This window comes from Streptomyces sp. NPDC028368 (assembly GCF_055565615.1).
Genome location: NZ_JBVHTY010000008.1, coordinates 221,474 through 241,160 on the forward strand (window position 1 = coordinate 221,474; position 19,687 = coordinate 241,160).

Genomic DNA, 19,687 nt, shown 5'->3' on the forward strand with positions numbered 1-19,687 from the left:
TGTTGCCGAGATCTGACGTTCCAAAGGTTGTTAGGTAAGCCTTGCCTGCTCTATGTTCTGCGCGCCGCTCCCCCTCGGTTCCGCAGTCACCTGGAGCATCGTGTCCAGTTCGCAAATCGCCCTGCTCGGCGCCATCGCCGGCTTCACCATCTATCTCGGGCTGCCCATCGGCCGTCTGCGCAACCCCGCGCCCCGACTGAGGGCCGGACTCAATGCGGTCGCCATCGGCATCCTGCTCTTCCTGTTCTGGGACGTCCTGAGCGCAGCCTGGGAGCCCACCGACGCCGCGCTGAGCGACAAGCACTGGGGCACCGCCGCCACCGGCGGGCTGGTCCTCACCGCCGGTCTCGCCGCCGGTTTGGCCGGACTTGTCTACTACGACCGCTGGACCGCACGCCGCCAGGCCCCCGCCAGCGCCCCCTCCTCAGAGGGACCAGGGGCGGCCGCCGAGACCGAACTGGCCCCCAAGCCCCAAACCCACGCCGCCAGCCTGGCGATGATGATCGCCATCGGCATCGGGCTGCACAACTTCGCCGAGGGCCTGGCCATCGGCAACTCCGCCGCCAAGGGCGAGATCTCGCTGGCCGTGCTGCTCATCATCGGCTTCGGTCTGCACAACGCCACCGAAGGCTTCGGCATCGTCGCCCCTCTGGCCGCCGAAGGCACCCGCCCCTCCTGGACCAGCCTCGCGCTCCTCGGCCTGATCGGCGGCGGCCCCACCTTCGCCGGAACGCTGCTGGGCCAGCACCTGGTCAACGACACCCTCTCCATCGCCTTCCTGGGACTGGCGGCCGGCTCGATCCTCTACGTCGTCATCGAACTCCTCGCCGTCGCCCGCCGCGCGGCCCTGAAGGAACTCACCACCTGGATGATCCTCGTCGGCCTGCTGCTCGGCTTCGCGACCGACGCCGTCGTCACCGCCGCCGGCGTCTGACGCACCGGAAGCGAACACCCCCTCGCTGCGGGTGGGACAGCCGCCTCGCGGCGTCCCACCCGCAGCGGGCGACAACGACACCTCCGGAACTACGGCAGGACGGACCGCACCGCCTCCGGTGAGCGTCCCACCACCATCGTCCCGTCGTCGGCGGTGATGATCGGCCACTGAATCAACATGGGGTTGCCTGCCGGCGCCTCGATCCACCGGTCACGGTCCGCCGCCTCGCGCGACCACGCCGCAAGGCTCAGCTCAGCCGCGGCCGGGTCGCCAGGCGGGTGATGTCCCACGGCTCCAGGGAAAGGCGCCTCAGCACAGCGCACACCGAACCACAGGGATGCTGCTGGCCATGGCGCCACCTAGGCATCGGATGATCGCGCGTCGGGTCTTGCCCTCCTTAAGGCGGCGCGCGTAGTAGTCCTGGGTGCGCGGGTCGTAAGCGCAGGCGGGTCTGCACAGTCCGGTAGAGCGCGGCATTGGCTTGCCGGTCGCCCCCCGGTTGAGCCGACGGTACTGCTGACGGTCCGAGGAGAGCTCGATGGGTCGACTAGGAAGAGTGCGCAGACAGGCCCAGCGGAAAGCGGGCGCGACAGACCTCGCCAGCCGCCGCGACCGCCGCAGCTGAACCACCCGAAGGCAATGCTGGACGTGTCCGAGCAGTCGGCCACCGCTGCCGCGGTGGCCGGCCGGAGCATAGCTCGCCGAGCGCCAAACGCGCTGGCCCCACACCTTCAGCCCGCACGTCCTGATCTCCCGGCAGACCGCGAACGGCACCGGCCCCGTCAGCACGTACTTCCTCAGACGGCAGCTCACCCTGCACGGCGCCAGCCTCGACAGAGTCCGCGCCGACCGCGTCCTCGGCGCAGCCGTGGCCACCGGAGCCGACCCACTGCACCTGACCGCTATCTTCGACCTCTCCGAGGCAACCGCAGTGAAGTACGCGACCCTTGCCTGCCAGCTCATCCACGACCCGGCCATACTGCCGGCATGTCAGCGCGGGGTCAGTCGGAGGGACATGAGGTGTCAGCGGCTGGGGCGGCTGGTCGCGCCTTTTCGCAGGCCGTAGATGGCGGCCCCGAGGGTGAGGACGGCGGTGCCGGAGATGACGGTGGTCAAGGGTAGGGCGAAGGCGAGGGCCGCGCAGCCGGCCGTACCGAGGACGGGGACGAGCCGGTTCGGCCGGCCCTCTGCCGAGGTGAGGGTCCAGGCGGAGGCGTTGGCGACGGCGTAGTAGGCCAGGACTCCGAAGGAGGAGAAACCGATCGCGCCGCGGACATCGGTGGTCGCGGCGAGCACGGCGACCACCGCGCCGACGAGCAGTTCGGCGCGGTGCGGGACACCGAAGCGGGGGTGGACGGCGGCCAGCGTGTGCGGCAGGTGCCGGTCCCGGGCCATGGCAAGAGTGGTGCGGGAGACCCCGAGGATCAGCGCGAGCAGCGTGCCGAGCGCGGCATTCGCTGGGGCGGACGACCCCTCAGTGCAGCCGCCTGACGGACCCCCTCGATTGGAGCATTAAGCCGAACGCAGGGGTGGGACGTTCCTCGCGATCGCGGCGGCTGGCAGCAGAATGCTCGGCTCGGCACCGGGATCCTCGAGTATGACGACGCCAGCCGCCTGAATGTCGAAGTCCGTCGGCCAGACGGTGACTTCGCTCGCCAGTGCGCCTTCCAGCTTCGCCCGTGTCAGGTCGGCACCAGTGAGGTCTGTTCCTCGGAGATCAGCCAATCTCAGATCCGCGCCGGTGAACTTGGTGCCATGGCCCCGCGCCTTGCGCAGATTTGCCTCACGCAGGTCGGCGTCGGAGAAGTCAGCGTCGCTGAGGTCGGCCCTGACCATGCGAGCGCCGCGCAGGTCGGCTTCGATGCAGCGGCTCTGGTGGAGAATCGACGTCCCGAGCTCCACGTGCCGCATGTTGGCCGCGATCAGCGATGCCTTGGTCAGGTTGACCTGGTAAATACTCGCCGCTTCCAGGCAGGCGCCGTCGAAGTTGATGTGGTGCAGCCACAGTCCGTCGCAGTCGGCCCGACGCAGGTCGGTGTAACTGACGTTGAGCCAGTCGGGGTGGTGTTCCTGGCACAGGACCCCGAGGCCGGTGAGCGCCACCTGGGCATCCGGGGCACGGGTCTCCAGCGGAGGCACGGAGTTGATGGAGGCTTCCGCCGCCGGGGAGTCCTGCCCTTGCGGAGGCCATGGCAGGTGAGTCCGAAGAAACGCGGCCTTGATCGAGATGACCGCCTCCCGGTCGTGAGCCGAATGGTCCGCGATCCGCCACAGTGCGTAGAGGCCGCCGATCCGGACGTCCGTGTTCTCGCTGCCGAGCTGGTCGACCGCCCGGCTGAAGCGGTCGGTGATGTGTCCCTCTCGGGTGGCGTTCAGACCCTCCTGGTTGACCCTCAACTGCCGCCAGGTGGCGTACGCACCGAAGAGGACGACAGTGCCACCGACCGCCTGCACGAGCGTCGTGCGTACGTTGTTCACAGCTCCGAGCCGTTCAGCAGCCGAGATCCTGGCCCCGCCGAGATCGCGCTCGACCACCAGTCCCGGGAGCACCACGACCACTACGGCCAACGCGGCGAGCACGGCCAACACCGCCGCCACCGTGAGAAGAGTGGAACTGACCCGACGCCGCCGAGAGGCCATCGGCATGCGGCGGCCATGAGTAGATCCCCCCGTATCCATGCACACATGATCGCAGGGCGGCACGGAAGCACCTATCCGGTCAGAGCACTAGTAGGGCTTGGTCAGGTGTACTCGCCGGTGGCGTGTCCTGTTGAGCGACTGTGCTGTTGACCGGGTGTGAAACCCGAGGAATTGGACGAAGTCCGTTGCCGTCTGGAGGACTTCGCGGAGGATGTGTTCGAGCCGTTCGCGCGGGCGGATCAGCGTCGGTGGGGCGGGGTCTATCTGCGCAGGTAGGCCCCCGGGACACTCCACACTCAGGCCCCTCGCGCAGTGCACTCCACGATCTCGTCGTGTGCGGCGCCGTTGCCGGTCAGCTCTGCCAGGCCGCGACGACGGAGACGGCCTGCGCGGGGTTCAGCCGCGGATCGCAGAGGCTGGTGTACGCATCGCCGACCCGGCCCGCCTCGGTCCGGTCCGTCACGCATTCCGTGACGTCGTCAGGGGTGGTCTCCAGGTGGAGGCCACCCGCGACACCGCCCGCGGACTCCACCGCGAACCGAAAGGCCCGCACCTCCTGGGCGACGGTAGCGACGAAACGCGTCTTGAGGCCGGAGGGCGCGGACACGGTGTTGCCGTGCATCGGGTCGCTGATCCAGATGACGGGGTGGCCGGCGTGCTGGACGGCCTTCACCAGCTGCGGCAGCCGGTCCGCGACGGTGTCGGCGCCCATCCGGGCGATCAGGGTCAGCCGTCCCGGTTCCCGGTCGGGGTCGAGGACCTCGCACAGCGCCAGCAGTTCTTCCGCGTCCATCCCGGGACCCACCTTGCAGGCAATGGGGTTGGCGACCTCGGACAGCAGGGCGACATGGGCGCCGTCCACCTGGCGCGTGCGCTCGCCGATCCAGGGGAAATGGGTGGAGGTCAGGAGCAGGTTCCCGTCGTCGCACCTGCGGATCTGCGGAAGCTCGTAGTCCAGGAGCAGCGCCTCGTGGCTGGTCCATACGGGGGCTTCCGGGACCGCCGCCGCGGGATGCTGCCATCCCAGATGTCCCATGATTTCGTTGGCGGCCATATAGCCGGTCAGCATCCGCAGCGGATCCGGCCGGCGGGAAAGGGGATCGGCCTCCGGGCCGTTGACCATGTGGCCGCGGTAGACGGGAAGTTCCACGCCGTCCACGGTCTCCGTGGGCCGCGACCGCGGCTTGGCGAACTGCCCGGCGAGCCGGCCGATCCGGACGACGGGCCGGTGTGCGGTCATCTTCATCGTGCCGGCGAGCAGATCCAGCAGAGCGGCCTTGCGGTGCACGTCCCGGGCGGTGCTCTCCTCCGGGTCCTCGGCGCAGTCACCGGCCTGGACGATCTGTGCCCGGCCGAGGGCCACTTCAGCCAGGGCGGCACGCAGTGCGCGCACATCCTGGGTGCGCACCAGCGCGGGCCGCGTGGCGAGCTCCCGCCGTACCTGCTCCACCTGTTCCTGGTTCTCCCAATGCGGCTGCTGCAGAGCGGTCTTGCGGCGAATTCCGAGCAGGGTGTCTTCCATCGGTGTCTCCCGTGAGTCGTGGGTGAGGGGAAGCGGCACCGGCGGGTTCCGGGGCAGGGCCGCCGGCACCGGGACCTCCTCGCCGCTCCGGGACGGCGGACGTGGTGAGGTGGGTCCCGGCGCGGGACGGTGTGCGGTGTCGCCGGATGCCGATGCGGTTGGCGCCGGCGTGTGCTTCGCCGGCGGGGACGTGCCGCAGCCCCGTCCGTCCGAGGTGCCGTTGGGCTAACAGCACCTGAAACAAGGTCAGTTGAGCTGAACGACCGCCTGGGCCGAACCCAGCACCTTCACTCCGTCGCAGAGGACGTCGAGGGCGACCCGGACCCGGCGTCCCTCCAGTTTCGCCGTCACCGTGCCCCGTAGGCGGAGGTGGGCGCCGACGCCGTCGTCGGGGACCGGCACCGGCTTGGTGAAGCGCACGCTGAAGTCGCACAGCGACGCCGGGTCGCCGCTCCAGCCGGTGACCAGCTGCCCGGCGAGGGCCATGGTCAGCATGCCGTGCGCGATGGCCGTGGGGAATCCCGCCTGCTGTGCCGAGCGGTCGCTGAAGTGCAGGGGGTTGAAGTCGCCGGAGGCGCCCGCATACCGGACGAGGCCGCTTCTGGTGACGGGGACGATCAGGGGCGGGAGTTCGGTGCCCACCAGGACGGTGTCGTAGTCGACTCGCGCGGTCATCAGCCGGTCTTCCTCTCGTCCGGGGCGCCGGCCGTGAACGTCATGAAGGTGTCCACGACGTGTTCCCCGCCGTCCGTGCGCACCTCACCCCGCATCTGCACCACGTCCCGGCCCGCCAGGCGGCGGACGGACTCGACGTGCAGGGTCACCGCGAGCCGGTCACCGGCGCGCACCGGCCGGCTCGACAGGATCCGCTGAGCGGTGTGGACCGGGGAGGCGTCCGCCAGACCCCACTCGGGGCCGCTCAGAACCTGACTGCTCACCCGGTGTACGACCAGGAAGGGGAAGGTGGCGGGAGCGATCACATCGGCGTGGCCCAGCTCCGCCGCGGCGGCCGGGTCGAAGTGCGCGGGGCTGCCCGCGCCGACGGCCTCGGCGAATTCGCGGATCTTCGCGCGACTGACCTCGTAGATCTCCGTGGGCGGGTAGACATGCCCCGTCGACGGACGGTCCGCTGCCATCAGTTGCCCCCGTCACGGGTGTGCGGGAGAGGCTCCGCGGCCGCGGCACAGGCGGCCCGCCACGGACCGGACCGGGGGGCCGGCCCGGGGGCGATCCCGGGGCCGGCGCCCATCCAGGCGGTCACCGGCCGGATGCCGTGCAGCGCATTGACGCACCACACCTCGAGTCCTGCGAGGTCCGCCGGCCGGCAACGCCGCCGGCTGACCGGGATACCGAGGGTCTCGGCCCGGTGCAGCGCCCAGTCCCGGGTCACCCCGGGCAGGGTGGGCAGCGACGGATCGACCGCGCACAGGGTGTCGTTGTCCCACCACAGGAGGCTGGTGGTCGCTCCTTCGAGCAGCAGCCCGTCCCGGGTGGTCAGCAGGGCCTCCGTCGCTCCCGCCCCGACGGCCTCCTCGCGCAGGGCGACCAGGACGTCCAGATCGGGTCCCTTGCGGTGGGGCATGCTGCGGGGGTCCGGGCGTCCGGGGACCCAGACCCGCACCTCGTCGGTGCGGGAGGGCGCGGGGCGCAGCCGGAACCCCAGTCGGGGGGCTCGGGAGCCCTCCTGTGTCAGTTCCGCCCGGGGGAACCAGTCGCCGGTGGCGGGCACTTGCCGCAGCTCGTTGTCCCAGAAGGCGTGGACGGCGGACGGCTCGGGGCCTCCTGCCGCGGCCACGGCCGCGGTGAAGCGGTCCCGGTGCCGGGCCAGTTCCCGGGCGCGGCCGTCCTGCACCAGCCATGAGTCGGCGGCCAGGAGCGTGGGCGCCGGACGCGGCGCCTGTGTGAGGGTGTTCACTGGGCGGCCCGGTCCTCGGTCAGCCGGCCCGGGAACGTCGTACCGAGCAGCCCGAGGAGCGGGGTCGCCTTCACCGCGGTCTCCTCGAACTCCTCCGCCGGGTCGGAGAGGGCGGTGATCGCGCCGCCGACGCCGTACCGCACCCGGTCAGGGGTGATCACGGTGGTACGGATCGCGATGCTCAGATCCGCGGCCCCGGAGAGCGAGAAGTAGCCGATGGCTCCGGAGTAGACGCCGCGTGGTCCTTCCTCGAGCTGGTCGATGATCTGCATGGTGCGGATCTTGGGGGCGCCGGTCATGGACCCACCGGGGAAGGCGGCACGGACGCAGTCGACGGCGGTCCGGTCCGGGCGGAGCCGGGCCCGGATGGTGCTCACGAGCTGGTGCACGGAGGCGTAGCTCTCCACGTCGAAGATCTTGGACACCTCGACCGAGCCGGCCTGGGCGCAGCGCGCCAGGTCGTTGCGGACCAGGTCGACGATCATCAGGTTCTCCGCGCGGTCCTTCTCACTGCCGAGGAGATCGGCGACGAGCAGCTGGTCCTCGTCCGGGGTGGCGCCGCGGGGCCGGGTGCCCTTGATCGGCTTGGACTCGGCCAGGCCGTCCCGGCCGACGCGCAGGAAGCGTTCGGGCGAGGTGCTCAGGACCGAGAGCCGGTCGAAGCGCAGCAGTGCGGAGAACGGGGTCGGGCTCGTACGGCGCAGGAAGCGGTAGCCGGCCCAGGGGTCCACCGCGCCCTCGGCCTCGATCATGTTGGTGAGGCACACCTCGTACGACTCGCCCACGTGGATGGCCTCGTGGCAGGCGCCGATGAGCGCACGGTAGTGGTCGGGGTCGTGCCGCAGCTCGACGGGAATGCTGACGCCGACGGGCAGTTGCTCCTGGTCCGCCACCTCGCCGGCCAGCGACTCCAGCCGCCCGGCGGTCGCCGTCAGCCAGTCGCGGGCCTGCTCCGCGTCGTCGGCCGGGGCCAGTGCCAGCAGATAGGTGGTGGCGGTGGCGTGGTCGAAGACCACCGCGCGGTCGGCGAAGATCAGGGCGGCGTCGGGGTCGGAGGAGGTGTGTGCGACGTCCGCGCCGCACTCCGCCTTCAGCTCGTAGCCGAGATAGCCGACCCAGCCGAGCGCGAACTCGAAGGGCAGCTCCGGCAGTTGGGTCTCGGTGCCGCGCAGGTCCTGGTCGAGCCAGTCCAGGAACGGGGTGTGGTGCACGACGCTGGTGCCGTCGGACGCCCGCTCCGTGACGGTGCACTGCTGGACATCGGCCAACGCGACCCGGGCGAGCGGACCGCTCGCGTCACCGAGTACGGAGAATCGGCCGAGCTCCTCGTCGGACCGGCTGCTGTCCAGCCAGAAGGCGTGCTCGGTGCCGCGGAACAGGGCGTCGAACACGATCTCCGGGTCCCAGCGGGTGGGCAGCTGCTCGGCGTGCACCCGCAGCCGCCGGCGTGGCTGCGCCGCCTCGGTGTGTCCGGGCACGGCGGGCTTGTCGGCGACCACGGGCAGGGCGGCGCGGCCCGGTCCGCCGGTGTGCTTCTCGGCCATCCGGAAGAAGTTCGCCAGCAGCTCGTGCCCGTGCTCGGTGCATATCGACTCCGGGTGGAACTGCACTCCCCACTGCGGCCGGTGCCGGTGGCGCAGCCCCATCAGGACGCCGTCGGAGGCCCAGGCGGTGGCCTCCAGGTCCTCGCTCAGGGCCGATACGGCGAGGGAGTGGTAGCGCACCACCTCGAACGGCGAGGGCAGGCCGGCGAACAGACCCTGACCCATGTGGTGGACGGGGGAGAGCCGGCCGTGGCGCTCCTCGGGAGCCAGGCCCACACGGCCGCCGTGGAGGTGCGCCAGGGCCTCGTGACCGAGGCAGACACCAAGCAGGGGGACCTCACCGTGCCGGATGATGTCCGCGCAGATCCCCAGGTCGGTCTCGACCTCGGGGCTGCCGGGCCCCGGCGAGATGATGACGTTGTCGAACTCCGCCACGTGTTTCAGTCGCCAGGCGGGGTCGTCGTTCTGCACGACGGTCGGTTCGTCTCCCGTCACTTCGGCGACGTAGTGCACCAGGTTGTAGGTGAACGAGTCGTAGTTGTCCACGATCAGCGTGCGCATCTGGTGTCTCCCCCAGGCCGTTGGATCCGCGCCGATTTGCATGCAGGCATTGCATACAGGCGTCGAGGTGCAGGAAATCAGGAAAGAAATCGAGGGAGCACCGGCCCCTATGACGTCCGGGCCCTGCGGCGCTGGCAACCTCGGGTTGTGTTCACGCTAACCCGGCGGACCTCGTTACCGGCATACCTCTTTGGTGACATCCGATCACCGTTGAATGTCCCTGTCCCGAAGGCTAGTTTGATGCAGTACCGAGGCTGAGCCGGGGGGACCGGGAGTCGTTCTCAGCTTTTTCAGAATTGTGGAGCATCAATGATCACTGGGCAGGCGGCCGGACGATCCGGTGCGACCGCAGGTTCCCGGACATCGCACGCCGACTGGGTCGAGGACACGCTGTTGCACGGCCCCCCGCACGACGTCTGTCTTGTGCTCGACGAGCACACCGACCGGCAGACGCTCCGCGCTGCCGTGACAGAACGTCAGGAAGTGCTGGAGCGCGCAGGCCTGCGCCCCAGGGGCACCCTCGCGCTGCAGCTCCCGCCCTCACTGGACTACGTGGCGCTGCTGCTCGCCGGCTGGCGGCTCGGCGCGCAGGTCGTCCTGCTGGACCACCGGCTGACCGAGGCGGAGACGGAGAAGGCGGTCGCCCATACGAATCCGCAATTGCTCGTCTCGACGCGGGAAGCCGCGAGCGCGATGCGCGGTTTCCACCAGGTGAACCCGGAATTAACACTGCGTCCCGAGGGTGAACCGGCCCGTTCCGACCATATTCTGGTCCAGTTGAGTTCCGGCTCTACCGGCCCGTCAAAGGTGATCGGCAGAACGGCCGAGGACCTCGTCACGGAATTGGAGCGGTATTCCGGTCTCGACGGAATGCCGCAAGCCGGCGAACAATTGCTGATTCTCGGTTCGCTGTCGCACACCTGGGGCCTGATCGGCGGTCTGCTCCACGGCCTGCATGCCGGGACCCGGATCGTCCTGCCGGCCCGGACCTCGGTACGCGGCATCCTCAACACCGTCGCCGCCGCCCCGGTGCCGACCACACTGCTCGGCGTGCCTGCCCAGGTGGCACTCCTCGCCTCGATCGCCAATCCACCCCAACTTCCGTATCTGACAAGGATGATGACGGCGGGCGGGCGTACTCCGGCGAAGGTCGCGCAGGCGTTCACCGAGCGCTACGCCGTACCGCTCAGCCAGTGCTACGGCATGACCGAGACCGGCATGATCACCATGGACCTCTCCGGGACGCACTACCCGTCGGTCGGCCCCGCCGTGCCCGGTGTCCGGGTCCGGGTGGACAACGGCGAACTGCTCGTCGCCCTCCCCCGGTCCCCCTACCTCGGCGATGCCCCGCAGGACCGGTGGTCGGACGGCTGGCTGCGCACCCGCGACGCCGGTGAGATCGACCCGGGGACGGGGTGTGTGACGGTCCTCGGTCGGCTCGACTCCCAGGTGTCGATCCGCGGGCTGAAGGTGGATCTGACCGAGGTCGAGGAGACGCTCACCGGGCTCGACGGCGTCGCGGAGGCGGTCGTGCTCCACCAGGACGCGATCGACGCCTATGTGACGCTGGCACCCGGGGCCGCGCTGCCCCGGATCCAGCAGGAGCTGGCGGCCAGGCTCGCCTCCTTCAAGCTTCCGAGCCGCTGGTACGTCCTGCCTCAGTTTCCCCGTACGGCGACGGGCAAGCCGCGCCGTGATCTGGCCGTTCTGCGGGCGGCGGCAGCATGAGCACCTCCGGACGGACCCCGGCAGCCTCGGGCCCGCTCGCGACGGCCAGCACGAATCCTTCGGGAGCGGGGGGCAGCGCGGTGGAGAGCCGTGGGGTTCCTGGCCCCGGGCACAGGGCGGTCCCGGCCGGGGCGCCGAGCCGCACCGGCCGGAGCAGGCCGCCGTCCGCGAGTCCGGTGCCCAGCACCTTGCCGATCGCCTCCTTCTGCGTCCACAACCGCAGGAACTGGAGCGGCTGTTCGGCCTCGGGCCGGCCCGCCAGCCAGTCGGCCTCCCGGGCGCCGAACCAGCGCCGCGCCAGGGCCGCGGCCGGGAGGGCCCGGAGGCGTTCCACATCCACCCCCACCGGCCCCTGCGAGCCGAGCGCCACGGCGGACAGCCCCGGGACATGACTGACACTCGCGTGCAGCCCACGGGCGGCACCGCCAAGCACCGGACGGCCCGAGGGCTCCCGGCCCACCAGGACGTGTTCCGCGGGCACACCGAGGACGGCGCCGGCCGCGGCGCGCAGCAGCGCGGCGCCGGCCGGATGCCGTTCGGCGGTGCGGGTCAGCAGGACCCGGACGGTGCCGGGGTGAGCCGAGGGCAGGGTGCGCGCACAGACATCTGACACAGCAGCAGACATTCCGAATCATCTTGCGAACATGGAGGCGTCAATGAGCGACACCATAAGTGAGTTCGTCCTGAGCACACTGGGCGACCTGAACTACGACACGAGCGGGGTCACGGACGCCACGCCCCTCGGCGACGGCGGTCTGGAGCTGGAGTCGCTGTCGCTCGCCGAGATCGCGATGCATGTCGAGCAGCGGTACGGAGTTGCCTTCGACGACGAGGAGCTGGAGAGCATCGGCAAGCTCACCTTCGGTGAGTTCGCGGCGGTCATCGGCGAGCGCTCCACGGGCCCGGCGGTGGCGGGGCAGACCGCGTGACCGCTCAGGCCCCGCCGACCATGGACGATCTGGTCACGATCCTCGCGTCGTACGGCGAACGACCGCCCGGCGAAGTGCCGGACCGGGTCGATTCGCTGGAGCTGGCCTGGATCATCCACACGATGGAGGAGCGCTACGACGTGGAGCTCGATCTCGATGACGTCCAGCTCGCGCGCATGGTGACGCTCGACAGCGTGCTCGACGTCCTCGCGGCAGCCCTGGGGGGTGAACCGCATGACCGCCCCGCGGCCCACCACTGAGCGCGAGGCCGTCGTCGTCACCGGCATGTCGGTGACGACCGCCTTCGGGCGCGGAACCGACACGCTGCGCGAGGCACTCGCGGCCGGGAAACCAGCCTTCACCGATGTGACCCGGTTCGATGTGAGCCGCCGGCGTGCCAAGCGGGCCGCCCATCTTCCGGGCGCCCCGGTGCTGCTGGACGAGCTCACCGATCTCCTGGCGCAGGCGGCCGGTCAGGCGGGTCTGGACAATGGAGCGGTCGGCGCGACGCCGCTGCTCTTCGCTCGGCACAGCGATCCGTCCTGGCCGAGACAGCCACGGGAAAGCCAGGCGGACTGCCACGCCGCGGCCACGGGCAGCGCCCTCGCGGCCCGCGCCGGGCTGCGCGATGCCCGCCGCACCTACACCAACGCCTGTGTGGCGGCGAGCACGGCGCTGGCCGACGCGGCGGCGCTGATCGCGTCCGGTCGTGAGGAGCGCGTGGCGGTGGCCGCCGGCTACCTCGTCGACGAGGACGTCTTCGCCCTGTTCGACGCGGGGCGCGCACTCGCCGACGACGGCGCTCTGCGCTCCTTCAGCGCCGGCCGCCGGGGGCTGCTGCTCGGTGACGGGATGGGGGCCGTGATCCTGGAATCGGCATCCGCGGCCGAGCGCCGCGGTGCCCTGCCGCTGGCGAGGCTGCTGGGCTGGGGCCGGGCGGGCGACGCCTATCACGTGTGCCAGCCGCATCCCGAGGGCCTCGGTATGGCCCATGCCCTTTCGGTCGCGATGGCCCGCGCGGACCGTACCCCCGAAGAGGTCGGCTACCTCAACGCGCACGGTACCGGCACCTCGTACAACGATTCCGCGGAGGCCGCGGCCATCCACCGGGCGTTCGGGACGTACGCGCCGAACCTGCCGGTGAGTTCCACCAAGTCACTGACCGGACACACCCTCGAGGCCTCCGGGCTCGTGGAGTTCGCGGTGTCGGTCCTCGTCCTCCAGGAGGGACTGCTTCCCGTGAACGCCGGCTACACCGGCCTGGATCCGGCCTGCCGGCTGGACCTCGTGACGGACACACCGCGCAGGCTGAAGGCCACCACCGTGGTATCCCTCAACGCCGCCTTCGGCGGTGCCAACACGGCTCTGGTTCTGGGGGCGGCATGAGCGGGGCACGGATACAGGTGCGGGAGCGGGCTTCCTGGCCCGGTCCGCAGGACGAGGTGGCCGTGGGCCCGCGCAAGCTTCCCGGCTTCGTGGTGTCGTCGTTCAGCCCGCTCGTCGCCGAGGTCGCGGACCGCTGTCTGCGCGGGCACTACGGCGAGCCGGCCGCCGCGGCGGACGAGGGCGCCCGGACGGCCGTCGTGCTCGTCAGCCGGCTCGGTGACTTCGCCACCGACCGCGCGGTGGCCAAGGCGGTGGACGCCGGACGGCCGGTGCAACCGCTGCTGTTCTTCCAGTCGGTGCCCAATTCGGTGATCGGCCATGTGACCACCCAGTGGCAGCTGCGGGGGCCGGTGATCTGCTTCAGCCCGGAGGGTGATCCGGAGGAAGCCGCGCTGGAGTACGCCGACCTGCTCTTCGCGGACGGCGAGGCGGACCGGGCGCTGCTCGTCCTGGCGGAGCTCGCGACCGAGGAGGGCGCACACGGTTCGGCGTCCGCGCTGCTGGTCGCCCCGGAGGACCGGCCGGCGGAAGGAGAGCGGCCATGACGGCGCAGGAAGCCGAGAAGCCGGCCAGGACTCCGGTCGCGGAGCTGGAGAACGAACTCACCGTGGCATTGCGCCAGTTCTGGTGGCTGCACGACGCCCGCTGGTACCAGGGCGTCAAGAAGCGGTTCGGCCAGGAGGTCGCCAACGAGATCAACGCGGAGGCGCTCAGGTTCGTCGGCCGACGGGTCGGCTCGTGGTACGCGGACCGGGAGGGGACGCCCGATGCGTGCTCCGCCGACGCGTTGCAGGCGGTGATCGAGGGGATCACCCGGATCATGACCAACGAGGGGATGATGCGTTCCCACGCGGAGCCGGACCCCGACGGGGGGCCGGGCGTCCAGACCGTCATCACCGAGCACTTCGCACTGCGGATGCTGCGGGCCGCGCGCTCCCTGGAGGGGTACGACTGCCCCTGTCTCGACATGCGTGGTGGCTGGTTCGAAGGGCTCGGGGTCGAGGTCCGCGATGAAAACAGGGAATGTATGCGGACCGGTGGAGCCGTCTGCCGGTTCCACACCGAATCCGTCTAGCGCAGAGTCCGTGGCGCAGAAGCCGTGAAGCTCAAGGAGTTGCACCGTTCATGACCGACAGGATTGCTCCGGCAGATCCGTCTGACCGCCCGTTATACGCACGCCCGGGGCTGACCCTGCTCTCGGCATGCGGTGCCGCCTTCATCGCCTTTCTCGGCGTCTCGGTGGTGTACATCGCCTTTCCCGAGCTGCCGAAGAGCTTCCCCGGCTCGTCGATCTCCTCGCTGTCCTGGGTCGTCAGCGGATACACGGTCGTCTTCGCCGCGGCGCTGGCGCCGATCGGGAAGATGGCCGATGTCATCGGTCTGCGCACGCTGTTCCTGGTTTCGGTGACGGGGTTCACCGCCGCCTCGCTGCTGTGCGCGCTCGCGCCGACGGCGGAGCTGCTGATCGCCTTCTGCGCGCTGCAGGGGCTGTTCGCGGCGGGCATGATCCCGTCGTCGCTCGGTCTGCTCCTGGCGTCCCGGCCACCGCACCAGCGGGCGAAGGCCATCGGCCTGTGGGGCGCCAGCTCTTCGGCGGCCGCCGCGGTGGGGACGCCGTTGGGCGGTTTCCTGGTGCACAGCTTCGACTGGAGCGGTGTGTTCCTGGTGAACGTACCGCTCGGTGCGGTCCTGCTGATCACGGCGTGGCGCGTGCTGCCCAAGGTGCGCGGCGAACGCGGTGGTGTGCCCGACATGATCGGCATGCTGGCGCTGATGCTCGGCGTCGCCGGTCTGGTCGCGGGTCTGACGAAGGGCAGCACCTGGGGCTGGGGCAGCGCCGCGTTCCTCGGGACCACTCTGGGCGGCGCCCTGTTGCTCGGGCTGGCGGTGCTGCGCTCGCGGCGCCACCGTGTCCCGGCGCTCCAGCTCACACTGCTGCGCACCCGCAAGTTCGCGGTGGCCAATGCGACGTTCGTGCTCTTCGGTGCGGCGATGTACTGCTGGCTGATCGCGGCGCCGCTGTTCACCACCGAGGTCTGGCACTACTCACCGCTCGCGGCCGGACTCGCCCTGACGCCCGGCGCGGTGCTGTCCGTGGTCGCGTCCGTGCTGGCCGGGCGGATGCCCCGCAAGTACCAGCGGACGGTGGTGGTGGCCGGCGCGCTCATGGTCGCCGTGCAGTGCGGAATCTGGGCGGTGGCCCTCCGGTCCGCACCGGACTACCTCACGGTGTGGCTGCCCGCCAACCTGATCGGTGGCGTGGGGATCGGTGCCGTGATGACGACGCTGTCCTCGGCGGCGGCCGGGGCGCTCCCGCCGCAGCAGTTCGCGGCCGGGTCGGGCATGGCAATGACCTCCCGTCAGGTCGGGGCGGCCCTGGGGACGGGTGCCTTCGCGGCGCTGACGGCGGCGCTGGGCGGTCCCGGACTCGGGGCGTTCCGGCAGGTGTTCCTGGTCTGCACGGTGCTCTCGGCCCTGGCCGCAGTCATCGCCCTGTGGCTGACGGACCCGGCGGAGCGGACCGTGGCGGCGTCCGCCGCAGCGGCACGGCCCGTACCCGAAGTACAAGGAGAATCACGATGAACGGTCGGGCGCCCGAAGAACCCACCGGTGGCCGGCCCCCGGAGATCCCCGCGTACGACCCGGACGACCCGGTGGAGAACGCCGTCATCGCCAGGCTCGCCGGGAACTGGCACCGCAGGGCCGCGGTCAAGCGCGAAGAGCCCAACCTCGCCGACCTGTTCGAGCTGTCGCGCGACGACTACCCGGAGCGGATCATTCCGTTCCGGGATCACCCCACCTTCCGGGCGCTGTCGCCCGAGGACCGTTCCCGCCTGCTGAGCTGGGCGTGGGTCTCGTACAACCGCACCACGGTGCTGCTCGAGGGGCAGATCGTGAATCCCGCCTTCCAGCTCGGTCTGGACGGCGAATTCCCCCAGCCGGTGGGCGAGTTGATGCAGCGCAGCCTGGCGCAGGCCATGGTCGACGAGCAGTACCACACCCTGATGCACCTCAACGCCAGCGTCGTGACCCGGCGCAGGCGCAAGGAGGCGTTCGCCGACGCCGCGCTGCCCAAGCCCCTTGTCGTACGGGAGCACGAGGCCCGGCTCGCCTCCTGCGCGGACGTGCGGGAACGCCGGCTGACCACCCTCGCCTTCGCCACCGTGGCCGAGATATCCATCAACGCGTATCTGAACCTGATAGCGGACGACAAGGAGATCCAGCCGGTCAACAGCGCCACGGTCCGGATCCACAACCGCGACGAGTACTGCCACGCCTCGATCTGCGCCGTACTGGCCGAGCAGGTCCACCACGCCCTGGACGACGGCGAACGGCGGTACTTCCTCAACTCCCTCGTCTCCGGTCTCGAGGCGTTCGTCGGCAACGACTTCAAGGCCTGGCACCGCATCATGGACGAGGCGGGGATCCGCGGCGGTCACGAGATGCTCGACGACATCCAGCACGCCGGCGGGCGCAAGCGTCTGGTGCAGGACTTCTCCGGACTGCGGAGTCTGGTCGAGAGCCTGGACGCCGTCGACGACGTCGACTTCGACTGGTCCCGGAGCGTCACCGGCTCCGATGCGCTCTCCCCCACCCGCTGACACGCGGCCCCAGACCCCAGCCCCCCTCCCCGGGAAACGGAAACCATGAATCAATCGACCGGACAGCCGGTCCGTACCGTGCTCGTCACCGGCGGCAACCGCGGCATCGGCGCGGCGATCGCGGAGGCTTTCATCGCTCAGGGCGACCGCGTCGCCGTGACCCACCGGGGCTCCGACGTCCCCAAGGGAGCCCTCGGCGTGACGTGCGATGTCACCGACACGGCCTCCGTGGACGCCGCCTTCACCGAGGTGGAGGAGAAGCTGGGGCCGGTGGACGTCCTGGTGGCCAACGCAGGGATCACCGCGGACGGCCTGCTGATGCGGATGAAGGAGGAGCACTTCCTGCGCGTGCTGGACACCAACCTCGCTGGTGCCTGGCGCTGCACCCGGCGGGCGATCGCGCCGATGCTCCGCGCCCGCCAGGGCCGGATCGTCCTGGTGTCCTCGGTGGCCGGTCTCCACGGCAGCGCCGGACAGACCAACTACGCCGCGAGCAAGGCGGGTCTGGTCGGGCTGGCCCGCTCCATCACCCGGGAGTACGGTGCGCGCAATGTCGTCGCGAACGTAGTGGCTCCGGGCCTGATCGACACGGACATGACCGCGGCCCTGTCGGAGGAGTCCCGCCAGGAGAAGGTCCGCGGGATCCCCATGGGCCGCAGCGCGACCGCGGAGGAAGTGGCCGGCACGGTGACCTGGCTCGCCGGACCGCAGGCCGCCTATGTGGCCGGTGCGGTGATCCCCGTCGACGGCGGCCTGGGAATGGGACACTGACGCCCGCCTCCGCAGAACCGACGAAGGAGTATGTCTGTGTACGTTCATCCTGAACTCGAGCCGGTGCTGGCGGCGTTACCGGAGCGCAGCATGTTCGGCAACATTCCCCGGGCCCGGGAGGGGATGCGCGTGTCGATGTCCACGCGTGCTCCGTACGACGATCCCCGGCTGTCCATCTCGGACACCGTCGCCACCGGCGCCGACGGTCCCGACGTCCCGGTCCGGCTCTACCGCCCGACCGGTGCGGAAGGGCCACTGCCTGCGGTGCTCTTCTTCCACGGCGGCGGATTCGTCCTGGGCGACCTTGATTCGGGCGACCGGAACTGCGCCGGCATCTGCGTCGAGACGGGCGCCGTGGTGATCGCCGTCGACTACCGGCTGGCTCCGGAGCACCCCTGCCCGGCGGCGCTCACGGATGCCTGGACGGCGCTGCGCTGGACTGCCGACAGCGCGGCAGAGCTCGGTGTCGACCCCGACCGCATCGCGGTCTCCGGGCACTCGGCGGGCGCCTGCCTGAGCGCCGGCCTCACGCTGCGCGCCCGCGACGAAAACGGCCCCGCCATCGCCTTCCAGCATCTGCTGCTGCCCGTCCTCGACGACCTGGCCGACGGCGGCTCCCGGGCCGAGATCGACGACCCCAGGGTGCTCAACGGGGCCTCGGTGGCGCAGGTCTGGGAGCTGTACCTGGGTCCCGGGTCCGCCGGCGCGGCGCCGTACGCCGTCCCCGCGCGGGAGAAGGACCTCTCGGGACTGCCTCCCGCCTACGTCCAGGTGGCGGGTGCCGACCCACTGCGTGACGAGGGGCTCGCCTACGCCCGGCAGCTCATGGACCACCAGGTCGCGGTGGAACTCCACTTCGTCCCGGGTGCGTTCCACCTCTTCGAGGACTGGGCACCGGCCACGGAGCTGGCCCGCTCCACCGTCGCGCACTGGACGCGTGCGCTCCGGGATGCACTGAGCGGTAAGTGACGGCGTCGGTGGCGGAAAACGGGGTGGTTGGCGGTTCTTGGGTATCCGTTCTCCCGATACCGCGTCGCACTCCTTGGAATTTCCCATTCCGTCGCCGCGAAGTTCACCGCGTTCACCGCATTCACTGCGTTCGCCAAGAGACAGCAGGAACAGAGAATTCCGGATACGCCCCGGCCGTGTCACACCGACGGCCGGGGCACCGGATCTCCCCTCAGAAAACGATGCGGCGCCCTCCCACCCAAAGGGTCGGCGCAGTCAAGAAATTCACGGTGTCCACGGAGTTACCCGGGACTTACGGAACAAGACGTTCCGGCCGGAATTCCTTTCCGGCCGGAACGATGAGAATGCTCGGTCACCCGCCTGCCGGTTCCGGCCGGACGGCCCGGTGCTCAGCAGGCACGCGGCGCCGGCTGCGGCAGCGCCTTGTTCACCGCGTCCATGCGGGATCTCGCATCGAGCTTCGTGAAAATGTTGCGCAGGTGGCGCTTGACCGTGCCTTCCGAGATGGACAGAAGTTTGGCGATCTGACGATTGCTCAGGGCTTGCGCGACGTGCTCCAGGATCTCCGTTTCGCGGCTGGTCAGGGACGCCCAGCCGATCTCGCGCGCCTTCGGCGCAGCGCCCTGGGCCGCGGCCGCGGCTCCGGCGTCCTTCACCGTCCCGCCGGTCGCCCGCGAGGCGCCCTTCCGACCACTCCCCGTCGCCTGCTCGCCTTCGGCGGCGGAGTGTCCCGGTGGCTTCGGCAGCACTCCGATCCGGTTGCGGAGGCGGTCATTCGATTCCCCGCGCAGGTAGTACCGGTGAATCATTCCCGAAGGCAGGGTCACGCTCAGATAGGCGCCGGGCTCCCAGTCGAACAATTCCTTTCCCGCCGGATCGACAAGAACGAGCCCTCTTGCCCCCTCGGCCAACCGCCCGGTCGGTTGCACCAGCAGTTCCCGGTACTTCTCGTACCGACTCATATTGTCCTTCCCCCGCAAGTAAATCCGGCGTGTCGCCACCAGGTGGCTTCAAGACAATAATGGCCCTTCTGTCGCATCCACGGCGTAAGTAACCCTCGGTACCGTCAAAGAATGGCCGACTGCTGCCCCTGAGTGGCTCAACTCAATATGGCGGCCCCGGGACCTGCGAGGCAGCGAGGGGTCTTTTCCGGCCAGACGGACACCGGCTCAGGGTTTTACCCGGT

General features: G+C 70.4%; 19 protein-coding genes and 2 pseudogenes. 11 read left to right on the plus strand and 10 right to left on the minus strand.

Annotated features, from left to right (window positions below):
- Window positions 1–100: 100 nt before the first annotated feature.
- Complete coding sequence (locus tag ACZ4S3_RS20425) at window positions 101–934, plus strand: ZIP family metal transporter (RefSeq protein ID WP_467936082.1); 834 nt, start codon at window positions 101–103, stop codon at window positions 932–934.
- A gap of 89 nt (window positions 935–1,023) precedes the next feature.
- On the opposite strand, the pseudogene ACZ4S3_RS20430 reads toward ACZ4S3_RS20425, so the two are convergent.
- The 8 genes and pseudogenes from ACZ4S3_RS20430 to pabB form a co-directional block, all read right to left on the minus strand.
- Window positions 1,024–1,250 (minus strand): annotated as a pseudogene (locus tag ACZ4S3_RS20430) (thioredoxin domain-containing protein); the annotation flags it as partial.
- Window positions 1,251–1,957: 707 nt separating this feature from the next.
- Window positions 1,958–2,392: pseudogene (locus tag ACZ4S3_RS20435) on the minus strand (amino acid permease); the annotation flags it as partial.
- Window positions 2,393–2,446: 54 nt separating this feature from the next.
- Window positions 2,447–3,532, minus strand: a complete 1,086-nt coding sequence (locus ACZ4S3_RS20440; RefSeq protein ID WP_467936084.1) for a pentapeptide repeat-containing protein — start codon at window positions 3,530–3,532, stop codon at window positions 2,447–2,449.
- Between the two features lie 394 nt (window positions 3,533–3,926).
- Window positions 3,927–5,096, minus strand: coding sequence for a 3-deoxy-7-phosphoheptulonate synthase (locus ACZ4S3_RS20445; RefSeq protein WP_467936086.1), 1,170 nt, complete (start codon window positions 5,094–5,096; stop codon window positions 3,927–3,929).
- Window positions 5,097–5,342: 246 nt separating this feature from the next.
- Window positions 5,343–5,771: a MaoC family dehydratase gene (locus tag ACZ4S3_RS20450; protein ID WP_467936088.1), complete on the minus strand. Its 429-nt coding sequence runs from the start codon at window positions 5,769–5,771 to the stop codon at window positions 5,343–5,345.
- Window positions 5,771–6,232, minus strand: coding sequence for an FAS1-like dehydratase domain-containing protein (locus tag ACZ4S3_RS20455; protein ID WP_467936090.1), 462 nt, complete (start codon window positions 6,230–6,232; stop codon window positions 5,771–5,773). The genes ACZ4S3_RS20450 and ACZ4S3_RS20455 overlap by 1 nt, the downstream gene beginning before the upstream one ends.
- Window positions 6,232–7,011: an aminotransferase class IV gene (locus ACZ4S3_RS20460; RefSeq protein ID WP_467936092.1), complete on the minus strand. Its 780-nt coding sequence runs from the start codon at window positions 7,009–7,011 to the stop codon at window positions 6,232–6,234. The genes ACZ4S3_RS20455 and ACZ4S3_RS20460 overlap by 1 nt, the downstream gene beginning before the upstream one ends.
- Window positions 7,008–9,116, minus strand: coding sequence for an aminodeoxychorismate synthase component I (gene pabB / locus ACZ4S3_RS20465; RefSeq protein WP_467936093.1), 2,109 nt, complete (start codon window positions 9,114–9,116; stop codon window positions 7,008–7,010). Before pabB ends, ACZ4S3_RS20460 begins: the two co-directional genes overlap by 4 nt.
- A 309-nt stretch (window positions 9,117–9,425) precedes the next feature.
- Here pabB and ACZ4S3_RS20470 point away from each other — a divergent pair, with 309 nt between their 5' ends.
- Entirely contained in the window at window positions 9,426–10,844 is a 1,419-nt protein-coding gene (locus ACZ4S3_RS20470) for a class I adenylate-forming enzyme family protein (protein ID WP_467936095.1), read from the plus strand.
- On the opposite strand, the gene ACZ4S3_RS20475 is transcribed toward ACZ4S3_RS20470, so the two are convergent.
- On the minus strand, window positions 10,744–11,469 hold the full coding sequence (locus tag ACZ4S3_RS20475; RefSeq protein ID WP_467936097.1) for a 4'-phosphopantetheinyl transferase family protein: 726 nt from the start codon (window positions 11,467–11,469) through the stop codon (window positions 10,744–10,746). The genes ACZ4S3_RS20470 and ACZ4S3_RS20475 overlap by 101 nt on opposite strands.
- A gap of 31 nt (window positions 11,470–11,500) precedes the next feature.
- Here ACZ4S3_RS20475 and ACZ4S3_RS20480 point away from each other — a divergent pair, with 31 nt between their 5' ends.
- The 9 genes from ACZ4S3_RS20480 to ACZ4S3_RS20520 are packed head-to-tail and all read left to right on the plus strand — an operon-like array spanning window position 11,501 to window position 18,501.
- Window positions 11,501–11,773 (plus strand): acyl carrier protein, encoded by a 273-nt coding sequence (locus ACZ4S3_RS20480; protein WP_467936099.1) that lies wholly within the window; start codon window positions 11,501–11,503, stop codon window positions 11,771–11,773.
- Window positions 11,770–12,033 (plus strand): acyl carrier protein, encoded by a 264-nt coding sequence (locus tag ACZ4S3_RS20485; RefSeq protein ID WP_467936101.1) that lies wholly within the window; start codon window positions 11,770–11,772, stop codon window positions 12,031–12,033. The genes ACZ4S3_RS20480 and ACZ4S3_RS20485 overlap by 4 nt, the downstream gene beginning before the upstream one ends.
- Complete coding sequence (locus tag ACZ4S3_RS20490) at window positions 12,008–13,159, plus strand: beta-ketoacyl-[acyl-carrier-protein] synthase family protein (RefSeq protein ID WP_467936103.1); 1,152 nt, start codon at window positions 12,008–12,010, stop codon at window positions 13,157–13,159. Before ACZ4S3_RS20485 ends, ACZ4S3_RS20490 begins: the two co-directional genes overlap by 26 nt.
- Window positions 13,156–13,704, plus strand: coding sequence for a beta-ketoacyl synthase chain length factor (locus ACZ4S3_RS20495; RefSeq protein ID WP_467936105.1), 549 nt, complete (start codon window positions 13,156–13,158; stop codon window positions 13,702–13,704). Before ACZ4S3_RS20490 ends, ACZ4S3_RS20495 begins: the two co-directional genes overlap by 4 nt.
- Entirely contained in the window at window positions 13,701–14,234 is a 534-nt protein-coding gene (locus ACZ4S3_RS20500; RefSeq protein WP_467936107.1) for a hypothetical protein, read from the plus strand. The genes ACZ4S3_RS20495 and ACZ4S3_RS20500 overlap by 4 nt, the downstream gene beginning before the upstream one ends.
- 50 nt (window positions 14,235–14,284) lie before the next feature.
- Window positions 14,285–15,742 (plus strand): DHA2 family efflux MFS transporter permease subunit, encoded by a 1,458-nt coding sequence (locus ACZ4S3_RS20505; RefSeq protein WP_467936109.1) that lies wholly within the window; start codon window positions 14,285–14,287, stop codon window positions 15,740–15,742.
- Window positions 15,739–16,761: a diiron oxygenase gene (locus tag ACZ4S3_RS20510; protein WP_467936112.1), complete on the plus strand. Its 1,023-nt coding sequence runs from the start codon at window positions 15,739–15,741 to the stop codon at window positions 16,759–16,761. The genes ACZ4S3_RS20505 and ACZ4S3_RS20510 overlap by 4 nt, the downstream gene beginning before the upstream one ends.
- A gap of 45 nt (window positions 16,762–16,806) precedes the next feature.
- On the plus strand, window positions 16,807–17,532 hold the full coding sequence (gene fabG, locus ACZ4S3_RS20515) for a 3-oxoacyl-ACP reductase FabG (protein WP_467936114.1): 726 nt from the start codon (window positions 16,807–16,809) through the stop codon (window positions 17,530–17,532).
- Window positions 17,533–17,568: 36 nt separating this feature from the next.
- The gene (locus tag ACZ4S3_RS20520) at window positions 17,569–18,501 is read left to right on the plus strand and encodes an alpha/beta hydrolase (protein ID WP_467936116.1); all 933 of its coding nucleotides are present in this window, start codon (window positions 17,569–17,571) and stop codon (window positions 18,499–18,501) included.
- Between the two features lie 389 nt (window positions 18,502–18,890).
- Here the strand turns inward: ACZ4S3_RS20520 and ACZ4S3_RS20525 are convergent, their stop codons facing one another.
- Window positions 18,891–19,463: a response regulator transcription factor gene (locus ACZ4S3_RS20525; protein ID WP_467936118.1), complete on the minus strand. Its 573-nt coding sequence runs from the start codon at window positions 19,461–19,463 to the stop codon at window positions 18,891–18,893.
- Between the last annotated feature and the right edge of the window lie 224 nt (window positions 19,464–19,687).